Here is a 10332-nt window from a genome sequence, read left to right as displayed (position 1 = left end):
GAGATCGCCGAACAGGTCGCCGCCGCCCTCGCCTACACCCACCAGCAGGGCATCGTGCACCGGGACCTGAAACCGGCGAACATCGTGCGGCTCGCCGACGGCACCGTGAAGATCTGCGACTTCGGCATCGCCCGTCTCGGCCGCGACATCGGCTTCACCGCCCGGCTGACCGGCACCGGCATCGCCATGGGCACCCCCCACTACATGTCGCCGGAGCAGATCAGCGGCAGCGAGGTCGACCAGCGAAGTGACTTGTACTCGCTCGGCTGCGTGTTGTACGAGATCGCCACCGGCGCCCCGCCGTTCGACCTCGGCGACGCCTGGGCGGTGCTCGTCGGCCACCGCGACACCGCGCCCGCGCCGCCCCGCCGCCTCCGCGCGGACCTCCCCGAGTACCTGGAGCGGATCATCCTCGACCTGCTCGCCAAGCTCCCCGAGCAGCGCCCCGGTGACGCCAACGAGCTCTCCCGCCGCCTCGTCGCCGGCCGCGTGGCGCCGCCGTACGCGCCCACGGTCGTCACCGCGCACCCGCGGCCGGGCCTGCCCGAGCCGGCAGGACGCGAGGCAGGCCGGCTGCCGTCCTGGACACGCGACATGTCCACCGGCCACAAGGCGGCCGGGCCGGGACCGCACAGCACACCCCCGGACGCGGCGGCGGGACTGACCGGCGCGTGGACCGGACGCCCCGCCACGGGCGCCGGGTCCGACGAGCGGCGCACCCCGCACCCGGAGATCGTCGAGGCCCTCGCCGACCGTCACCACGAGGCCCTCGGCCTGGGGCGGCTGGGCCGCTGGACCGAGGCGGGCGAGGCGCACCGCGAGGTCGCCGCCGAGCGCGCCCGGCTCCTCGGCCCCGACCACCCCGACACCCTCGCCAGCCGCTACGAGGTCGCCTTCACCCTCAGCCGCACCGGCCGCGCCGCCGACGCGCTGCGCGAGTACAAGCACGTGGCCGAGGCCCGTATCCGGGCGCTCGGCGCCGACCACCCGGACACCCTCGCCGCCCGGCAGGAAATGGCGTACGTCCTCGGGCAGTTGGGCCGCCACTTCGACGCGCACCAGGTGTACGCGGCGGTGCTCGCCGCACGTGAGCGCACCATGGGAGCCGACCATCCCGACACCCTGCGCTGCCGGCACAACCTCGCCTTCAACCTGAGCCGCCTGGGCCGCCCGGACGACTCCTACCGAATGGCCTGCGAGGTGGCCGCCGCCCGCGCCCGGGTGCTGGGCCCGCAGCACCCCGACACCCTGGTCACCCGGTACGAGGTGGCCTACGCGCTCGGTCAGCTCGGCCGCTGGGCCGAGGCGCTGCGGACCTACCGGGAGGTCGCCGAGGCCCGCGCCCTGGTGCTGGGCCCCGACCACCCCGACACCCTCGCCGCCCGCTACGAGATCGGCATCAGCCTGGGCCGGCTGGGCCGCAGCGCGGAGGCGCTCCGGCTCTACCGCTCCCTGATCGAGGACCGCACCCGAGTGCACGGTCCGGACCATCCCGAGACGCTGCGGGCCCGCCACGGACTCGGCGTCAACCTCGGCCGTCTCGGCCGCTGGGAGGAGGCCCTCGCCGAGTCCCGTGACGTGTGCGCCGTGCGTCAGCGCGTCCTCGGCCCGGGGCACCCGGACACCCTCGTCAGCCGCCGCGAGGTCGCCGTGGGCCTGGGCTGGCTGGGCCGCTGGGCCGACGCGCTCACCGAGTACCGCCAGGTGGCCGCCGCCCGCGAGCAGGTCCTGGGCGCCGGCCATCCCGACACCCTCGCCAGCCGCAACGACGAGGCGCACTGCCTGGAGCAGCTGGGCCGCGGCGTCGAGGCGGGCGAGCTGTACCGCAGGGTCGCCGTGCTGCGTCAGCAGCGGCCCGCGGGCAGCGGACACTGAGCGGGCCATGGGCAGCGGGCACTGGGCGGGGGCCGCGGCTGAACGAAAGGTGCGGTCGGCGAGGTGGCGGCCGCTGAGCGGGACCACTGGACCCGGTGTACGTACCGCGCGGCGCACCCCTGGCCGATGTGGATCATCCCGTGTTACCAAGAGCCATGAGCGCACACGAGGCACAGGGTACGTACGACGCCGTGATCGTCGGCGGCGGGCACAACGGGCTGGTCGCCGCCGCCTACCTGGCCCGGGCCGGCCGATCGGTGCTGGTGCTGGAACGGCTGGACCGCACCGGCGGAGCGGCCGTCTCCACCCGCCCGTTCGCCGGGGTCGACGCCCGGCTGTCCCGCTACTCCTACCTGGTCAGCCTGCTGCCGAGGAAGATTCTGGACGACCTGGGCCTGGGCGTCCGGCTGCGCACCCGCACCATCTCCTCGTACACGCCGACCGAGCGGAACGGCCGGCCCACCGGGCTGCTCGTGGGCGGCGGCGAGGAGCGCACCCGGGCGGCCTTCGCCCGCCTCACCGGTTCCGACCGCGAGTACGAGTCCTGGCAGCGCTTCTACGGCATGACCGGCCAGGTCGCCCGCCGGGTCTTCCCCACGCTCACCGAGCCGCTGCCCACCCGCGAGGAGCTGCGCCACCGCGTCGACGACGAGGACGCCTGGCGGACACTGTTCGAGGAGCCGATCGGCGTCGCCGTCGAGGACCGTTTCGCCGACGACCTGGTGCGCGGCGTGGTCCTCACCGACGCCCTCATCGGCACCTTCGCCGACGCCCATGAACCGTCCCTGGCGCAGAACCGCTGCTTCCTGTACCACGTGATCGGCGGCGGCACCGGCGCCTGGGACGTCCCGGTCGGCGGCATGGGCGCGCTGACCGACGCTCTCGTGGGCGCCGCCCGTGCGGCGGGCGCCCGCATCGCCACCGGTCACGAGGTGGTCCGGGTGGTCTCCGACGGCCGCAGAGCCGAGGTCACCTACCGGACGCCGGAGGGCGAGGGCACGGTCGGCGCCCGGCACGTCCTGGTGAACGCCTCCCCGCAGGCCCTGGCCGCGCTGACCGGCGACGAGCCGCCGCAGCCGGCCGAGGGGGCCCAGCTGAAGGTGAACATGCTGCTCAAGCGGCTGCCGAGGCTGCGTGACACCTCCGTCGACCCGCGTGAGGCCTTCGCCGGCACCTTCCACATCGCCGAGGGCTACCGGCAGCTGGCCGCCGCGCACGCCCAGGCAGCCGCGGGCGAGCTGCCCGCCGCGCCGCCCTCCGAGATCTACTGCCACTCCCTGACCGACCCCACCATCCTCGGCCCCGACCTGGTGGAGCGGGGCTACCAGACGCTCACCCTGTTCGGGCTGCACACCCCCGCACGGCTCTTCGCCGGGGACAACGACGCCGTACGGGACGACCTGCTGAAGTCGACCGTCGCGCAGCTCGACGCCCACCTCGCCGAACCGCTCGCCGACTGCCTGGCCACCGACGCCGAGGGCCGGCCCTGCATCGAGGCGAAGACCCCGCTGGACCTGGAGCGCGATCTGCGCCTGCCCGGCGGCAACATCTTCCACCGGGCGCTCAGCTGGCCGTACGCCCAGGAGGGGACCGGCCGCTGGGGCGTGGAGACCCGGCACGCCAACGTGCTGCTGTGCGGCGCGGGCGCGGTGCGCGGCGGCGGGGTCAGCGGTGTGCCGGGGCACAACGCGGCCATGGCGGTACTGGAGGGGCGGCTGGGACATGACGGCTGAATGCCTTCGGCGTGGTGGGGCACTCCGAGAGAGCGAAGTTCCGCAGTACGACTCGGGCCGCCCGCGCGGCGGCCGTACCACCCCCCACGGGAGGCTCCCATGGCCGACCTCAGCCCCATCGACCTCCAGAAGGCCCTCAGCGGCATGGACTACCCGACCGACAAGCAGCACCTGGTCGAGCGTGCCAAGAGGAACAAGGCGAACGAGAAGATCGTCAGCCGGCTCGACGGTCTGAAGCAGGACCACTTCGACGGACCGAACGAGGTGCAGAAGGCCGTCTTCAACGAGTGAGACCGTGCGCGACGTCTGCACCGAGTGAGGCGGTCCGCACCGAGTGACGGTCCCGCTCCCGTCCGCGGGCCCGCACCCCTGCCCGGGGAGCGGGCCCGCAACGCGCTCGGAGTGAGCCGCGGCCAGGACCTCTCGTTCGGATCACGCCGGGTCACGAGCCCTGGTCCGGCCTGATCCAAACGAAAGACCCTAGTCCTCGGACGCCGTCCAGCCCGTGGCGGTCACCCGGGCCGCGTCCGCCGGACGGGCCTCGTCGAACAGCACGCGGTCGTCCGCGGCGTCGACGCGCTGGCCGTCGACGTAGGCGCCGCGTCCCACGTACAGCCGGTCCGTCGTGTACCGCCAGCGCAGCACCAGCTGCCGGGCCGCCGGGAGGTCGGCGGTCAGCCGGTGCCAGACGCGGCCGGACCATCCGGTGGCGATGCCCGACGGGTGCTGCTCCGGCTGCTCGCCCTGGTGTGTCGTCGTGAACGGCACCGGCTGCCAGGTGGCGCCCCCATCGGCCGTGGACTCGAGGACCAGCACGTCCGACTCGGGCTCGGTGTCCCACCACAGGGAGCAGCGCAGCCGCGCGCCGCCGGCGGAGGTGTCCAGCGAGGGCAGGGCGAGGGTGGCCGTCGTGGCGCTCGCCATGCCGGAGAACCAGGCCCTGCGGCTCCGGTCCGGGCGGACGGCCACGGCCCGTGCCAGGTTGTTGCCGGCCGCGACCCGGGGAGCCGAGCCGGAGCGCCAGTTGCGCACCGGGTGCACGGAGTTGCCGAGGACGACCAGGAAGGAGTCGGTCGTCGGGTCCAGGACCAGCGAGGTGCCGGTGAAGCCGGTGTGTCCGGCGGTGTGCGGGGTGGCCATCGCTCCCATGTACCAGTGCTGGTAGAGCTCGAAGCCGAGGCCGTGCGCGTCGCCGGGGAAGGCGGTGTTGAAGTCGGTGAACATCAGCTCCACCGACTCCGGCTTCAGGATGCGCGTGTGTCCGTAGACGCCGCCGTTGAGCAGCGTCCGGCCGAGCACCGCCAGGTCCCAGGCCCGGCTGAACACCCCCGCGTGCCCGGCCACGCCGCCGAGGCTGAACGCGTTCTCGTCGTGCACCTCGCCCCACACCAGGCCCCGGTCGAGACCGGACCACGGCTTGCGGGCGTCCTCGGTGGCCGCGATGTCCGGCTTCCAGGAGGCGGGCGGGTTGTACCGGGTGCGGTGCAGGCCGAGCGGTCCGGTGATCTCCTCGGCCAGCAGCACGTCCAGCGCACGGCCCGTGATCTTCTCCAGGACCAGTTGCAGGGAGATCATGTTCAGGTCGGAGTACAGGTACACGGTGCCGGGCGGGTTCAGCGGCGCCTCGTTCCAGATCAGCTCCAGCTTCTGCTCGTACGTCGGCACGCTGTACAGCGGGATCCAGGCGCGGAACCCCGAGGTGTGAGTGAGCAGTTGACGGATGGTCACATCCTGCTTGCCCGCACGCCCGAAGTCCGGGAGGTACGAGGCGACCTTGCCCTCCAGCTCCAGCGCACCCCGCTCGATCTGCTGCACGGCGAGGATCGAGGTGAACAGCTTGGAGACGGACGCCAGGTCGAAGACGGTGTCCCGGGTCATCGGGAGCTGCTTGTCCGCCGGGAACTCCACGCCCGTGTCGGTCTTCTCGTCGTACGCCGAGTAGCGCACCGCCATGCCGATCGGCTCGTGCAGCGCCACGGTGCCGCCGCGGCCCGCGAGCAGGACGGCGCCCGCGTACCAGGGATGCTTGGGGGAGGGGCCGAGGAACGCCTCGGCATCGGTGACGAGTTGGCGCAGCGGGGCGGCGAGCAGGCCGGCCTGCTCGGGCGAGCCGTGCCGCAGCGTGGGGCGGCCGGTCGAAGGCTGCGCCGGATCGGCCGGGGACGCGGGCGGACCGGCCGCCGCGGCCGGCACAGCCGGCAGGGCGGCGAGGCCCAGCGCACCACCCATGAGCAGGGAGACTCGGCCCAGTTGACGACGGGTCAGCCCGCGTCCGTCTCTGTCCGCCGCGCCGTCGGTCATCGTGAGGCCTCCCGTCGTACTGACTGAAAGTATCTTTCGGGAACTGCCGTGCGGGATGAAACTTTCGTGTCAGAGGTGGCCCCTTGTCAACGGGGCATGCGGAGGCCGGCGAAGATCGAGAGGAACTGACGGCATGACAGAGGGGGCCGCACACGGTCGTTTTGACCCGTGCGACCCTCCCTGGGACGGATTCGTCAGCGGCTTTCCCGCACCCGGACCACCCGCAGCGCGGGCGAGGACAGGATGTCCTTCTCGCAGAACCGGGACGTCACCCACTGCCCCGCTGAGAACAACCGCGTCTGGTCGCTGTGGTGCGGCGAGGCCGGGTTGGAGGACTGGGAGTACGTCAGCAGCGTCCGGGCGACCGGGCAGCGGCTGCCGTCCCAGCCCACGGCCTGGATGTAGCTCGAGCCGGTCGCCACCTCCGGGTAGCCGCCGTGCGCCGGATCCCAGACGGACTCGACCTTGTTCCACACGCCCAGCGACTCGGTGCCGCCCGGAACCGGGATGCGCTGTCCGTCCCGTACGACGAACTGGTGCTCCCCGAGTGGGGAGTCGAGCGGGATGCCCGCCGCGCGCAGCTCGGTGACCGTGTCCGCGAGGGCGGTGGCGAAGACAGGCGTGTCCGTGTTCAGTGAGTTCGGGGTGTGCACCGGGTCGTCGGCCGCGAACGGCACCTTCCACAGCCGGTCCGCGGGCAGCCGGCGCCACAGCCGGTCGAAGAGGAGCGCACCGCGGCTACCGGTGTTCACCGTGCGGTCCCAGCGCGCCAGCACCGGGCAGGCCTCGCGCACGTCGACCGCCGTGCCGTCACTGCCGGTCGCCGTCCCGCCCGGCAGCGCGGCACACGCCTTCGCCGCGTCGGCCGCGACCAGGTCACCCGCGGGCACCCGGTCGGCGAACTGCTGCCGCTGCAGGTCCTGCACGGTCAGACCGCCCCGGCGCGCCATCGCCGACACGTCCTCGATCGCACCGCGCGTGCGCATGGTGCGCTGGGTGCCGATGGTGCCGAAGATCCGCTCGTAGCCGGTCAGCGGCCGTTCGGCGTTGGCGAGCCAGGCGCTGTCGTTGGAGTTCTCCGCGTACGGCGCGTCCTTGAGGACCGGCATCCTCGCCGGCCCGAAGATTCCCGGCTGCACGGCGTCGGGGTCGGAGCCGAGCGCGCAGTCACCGCGCGAGCCGTCGAGAACCGCCAGCCCGGAGCCGGGGTACGTCACCTTCCCGAGCGCCGTGGAGCACCGCTGGGCCAGCTCGTCGGTGACGCGGGGCAGGACCTGCGACTGGGTGAACAGCGAGTGCCCGGAGGAGTCCGCGGCGATGGTGTTCACCCAGGGCAGTCCCTGGGTGCGGCGCAGGGAGGCGAGGACGCCGGCGGTGCTGCGCGCGGTGCTGAAGCCGAGGGCCGTGTCGGAGGCGCGCAGGTTGGCCGCGTTGGGGTCGTTGAGCGCGTACGCCGCCGTGGCCGTCCACGGCAGCGGCAGCGAGGCGCCGAGCGAGGTGACGACGGGGCCGTAGCGGGTCCACCACTGGGTGCGGGTAACCGGGGCGCCATCCTTCACCTGCACGGTGACGGCCCGCTTCGTCATCCGCTCCCGCACTCCGTCGACCAGGTACACCGTCGGGTCGGACGGGTCGAGGGTGAGCTGGTGGAGGCTGAGGGTGACGCCGGTGGCGACGGTGTGGCTCCAGGCGATGTGCTCGTTGTGGCCTATGGAGATCGTCGCCGAGCCGAGCAGCGAGCCGCCCGCCACGTTCAGCTTGCCCGGGATGGTCTGCTGCGACTGCCAGAAGCGGCGGCCACCCTGCCAGGGATAGTGCGGATTGCCCAGCAGCAGGCCACGGCCGTTCGCGGTCGTGGCGCCGCTGAAGGCGACCGCGTTGGAACCCATGTCCGCGTCGTCGGCGGCGAACAGCTCGCGGGCGGCCTCGGCGGCCCGGTGGGCGTCGGGCGCGCCGGACGCCTTCGAGGGGGCCGGGGCGGTGGGCGGCTGGGCGGCCGCGATTCCGTCCACGGCGCGCCCCTGACCACCTAGGACGGACAGGGCGAACGCGCGGGCGGCCACGTCGAGTTCGGTGACCGGGCGCACCCAGGCGGCGCCCCGGCAGGCCGGGTCGGTGATCCGGTTGTGCCGCAGCCAGGCGTTGTAGCCGGCCGCGAAACCCCGCGTCAGGTCCTTCACGGCGCGGCTCGGTCCGCGCGGCGCGGGCTCGGCGAGCAGCTTCTCCACCGTGCCCGACTGCCGTACCCCGCGGAAGAACAGGTCGCTGGAGAGATTGGTGGTGGCGGAGGACAGGGAGGAGTCGGGCGCCGCGTCGGCCCCGAACCAGCGGGAGCGCTCGCCGCTCACGGTCACGAAGCCGTCGGCGAGCGTGCACACCTGGTCGGCGGCCTGCGCCCAGCCGGTGCCGAAGCCGAGGTCCGCGTAGTCCTTGGCGACGATGTGCGGGATGCCGTACTCGGTGTAGCGGATCACGGCGGACAGCCCCCCGTGCGAGGGATGTTCCTGCCGGCCCTGCTGCTGGGCCGCGGCGGCGGGCAGGGCCCCGCTCGCGGTGAGCAGGGCGACGGCCGCGACGAGCAGCTTTCTGAAGCGGGTGGTGCGCATCGTGCCTCCCAACGTCATTGAGGGAAGGAGCGGTTGAGCGTACCAGTCGGTATGTGTCGAGTCCGAGTGCTTGACCTCCCTCCCCGACGGACCGAGGATCATGTGTCATGACGCCTGGACACGGGAGCACGGTCGACGGAGTGCTGCGGCGCAGCGCCCGACGCACCCCGGCGCGGGTCGCCGTCGAGTACGGTGACCGCTCCTGGACCTACGCCGAACTCGACGACGCCGTCTCCCGCGCGGCCGGCGTCCTGCTCGACCGGGGCCTCGCCCCTGGCGACCGGGTCGGCGCCTACGGCCACAACTCCGACGCCTATCTGATCGCCTTCCTCGCCTGCGCCCGCGCGGGCCTGGTGCACGTGCCGGTCAACCAGAACCTCACCGGCGACGACCTCGCCTACATCGTCGGCCAATCCGGCAGCGCGCTCGTCCTCGCCGACCCCGACCTTGCCGCTCGACTCCCGGCGTCCGTACGGTCGTTGCCGCTGCGGGACGCCGACGACTCGCTGCTCGCCGCGCTGCCGTCCGCGCCACCCTACGACGGCCCCGAGCCGCGCGGCGAGGACCTGGTGCAGCTGCTCTACACCTCGGGCACCACCGCCCTGCCCAAGGGCGCGATGATGACCCACCGGGCGCTGGTCCACGAGTACCTGAGCGCGATCACCGCCCTCGACCTCCGCGCCGGTGACCGCCCCGTGCACTCGCTGCCCCTCTACCACTCGGCGCAGATGCACGTGTTCCTGCTGCCCTACCTCGCCGTCGGCGCGACGAACATCGTCCTCGACGCACCCGACGGCGACCGGATCCTCGACCTGGTGGAGGCCGGACGCGCGGACAGCCTGTTCGCCCCGCCCACCGTCTGGATCGGCCTGGCGGGCCGCCCCGACTTCGCCACCCGGAACCTGGACGGGCTGCGCAAGGCGTACTACGGCGCCTCGATCATGCCGGTGCCCGTGCTCGAACGGCTGCGCGCCCGCCTGCCGGAACTCGCCTTCTACAACTGCTTCGGCCAGAGCGAGATCGGCCCCCTGGCCATGGTGCTGGGCCCCGACGAGCACCAGGGCCGGATGGACTCCTGCGGGCGGCCGGTGCTGTTCGTGGACGCCCGGGTGGTCGATGAGGAGGGCAAGGACGTGCCCGACGGCACCCCCGGCGAAGTCGTCTACCGCTCACCGCAGTTGTGCGAGGGCTACTGGGACAAGCCGGAGGAGACCGCCGAGGCGTTCCGCGACGGCTGGTTCCACTCCGGCGACCTCGCGGTGCGCGACGCGCACGGCTACTACACGGTCGTCGACCGGGTGAAGGACGTCATCAACTCCGGTGGCGTGCTGGTGGCCTCCCGCCAGGTCGAGGACGTCCTGTACACGCACCCGCGGGTCGCCGAGGTGGCGGTGGTCGGCCTCCCCGACGAGCGGTGGATCGAGGCCGTCACGGCGTTCGTCGTCCCGCGCGGCGAGGTCACCGAGGCCGAGCTGATCGCCCACGCCCGCGAGAGGCTCGCCCACTTCAAGGCGCCCAAGAAGGTGCTCTTCGTGTCTGACCTGCCGCGCAACGCCAGCGGCAAGATCCTCAAGCGGGAACTGAGGGACCGGTGACCCACATGCCCGCACACGCCCAAACCCACCGGCTCCACGTCGAGGCCACCGCGTCCGCCCCGGCGCTCCTCCTGCGACCGTGGGCCCCGGCCGACGCCGCAGAACTGGCCTCGCTGTACCAGGACGACGCCCTGCGCCGCTGGACGAGCGTGCCCGTGGACGACGAACCGAGTGCCGCCCGGTGGATCGGGGAGCAGCGGCGGGGGTGGGAGCTGTCCCTTA

The 10332-nt window shown here is 73.2% G+C and carries 7 protein-coding genes; 5 read left to right on the top strand and 2 right to left on the bottom strand.

The window, feature by feature from the left end:
• The 3 genes from BZY54_RS00705 to BZY54_RS00695 all read left to right on the top strand — a co-directional run.
• A partial coding sequence (locus BZY54_RS00705; protein WP_086722364.1) for a tetratricopeptide repeat protein occupies positions 1-1875 on the top strand: 1875 nt, incomplete at its 5' end.
• A gap of 155 nt (positions 1876-2030) precedes the next feature.
• The gene (locus tag BZY54_RS00700) at positions 2031-3608 is read left to right on the top strand and encodes a phytoene desaturase family protein (RefSeq protein ID WP_208640504.1); all 1578 of its coding nucleotides are present in this window, start codon (positions 2031-2033) and stop codon (positions 3606-3608) included.
• A gap of 99 nt (positions 3609-3707) precedes the next feature.
• Positions 3708-3899: a DUF2795 domain-containing protein gene (locus tag BZY54_RS00695; RefSeq protein ID WP_086722363.1), complete on the top strand. Its 192-nt coding sequence runs from the start codon at positions 3708-3710 to the stop codon at positions 3897-3899.
• 189 nt (positions 3900-4088) lie between these two features.
• On the opposite strand, the gene BZY54_RS00690 is transcribed toward BZY54_RS00695, so the two are convergent.
• Both BZY54_RS00690 and BZY54_RS00685 read right to left on the bottom strand, forming a co-directional pair.
• The gene (locus BZY54_RS00690) at positions 4089-5909 is read right to left on the bottom strand and encodes a serine hydrolase domain-containing protein (RefSeq protein ID WP_086722362.1); all 1821 of its coding nucleotides are present in this window, start codon (positions 5907-5909) and stop codon (positions 4089-4091) included.
• Positions 5910-6103: 194 nt separating this feature from the next.
• Positions 6104-8515, bottom strand: a complete 2412-nt coding sequence (locus BZY54_RS00685; RefSeq protein ID WP_086722361.1) for a penicillin acylase family protein — start codon at positions 8513-8515, stop codon at positions 6104-6106.
• A gap of 107 nt (positions 8516-8622) precedes the next feature.
• Between BZY54_RS00685 and BZY54_RS00680 the strand changes: the two genes are divergently transcribed.
• Together BZY54_RS00680 and BZY54_RS00675 are read left to right on the top strand one after the other, a co-directional pair.
• On the top strand, positions 8623-10110 hold the full coding sequence (locus BZY54_RS00680; protein ID WP_086722360.1) for an acyl-CoA synthetase: 1488 nt from the start codon (positions 8623-8625) through the stop codon (positions 10108-10110).
• Between the two features lie 5 nt (positions 10111-10115).
• Positions 10116-10332: GNAT family N-acetyltransferase (locus BZY54_RS00675; protein WP_143667966.1), on the top strand; the 217-nt coding region annotated here is incomplete at its 3' end.

It is taken from the genome of Streptomyces carpinensis (genome assembly GCF_002154505.1).
GTDB lineage: Bacteria > Actinomycetota > Actinomycetes > Streptomycetales > Streptomycetaceae > Streptomyces > Streptomyces carpinensis.
This window is presented reverse-complemented; position numbering and strand designations above follow the sequence as displayed.

Excerpts from the sequence above, each read along its gene's own strand:
- BZY54_RS00700 (WP_208640504.1), top strand. The coding sequence starts at position 2,031 with ATGAGCGCACACGAGGCACAGGGTACGTACGACGCCGTGATCGTCGGC.
- BZY54_RS00695 (WP_086722363.1), top strand. The coding sequence starts at position 3,708 with ATGGCCGACCTCAGCCCCATCGACCTCCAGAAGGCCCTCAGCGGCATG.
- BZY54_RS00690 (WP_086722362.1), bottom strand. The coding sequence starts at position 5,909 with ATGACCGACGGCGCGGCGGACAGAGACGGACGCGGGCTGACCCGTCGT.
- BZY54_RS00685 (WP_086722361.1), bottom strand. The coding sequence starts at position 8,515 with ATGCGCACCACCCGCTTCAGAAAGCTGCTCGTCGCGGCCGTCGCCCTG.
- BZY54_RS00680 (WP_086722360.1), top strand. The coding sequence starts at position 8,623 with ATGACGCCTGGACACGGGAGCACGGTCGACGGAGTGCTGCGGCGCAGC.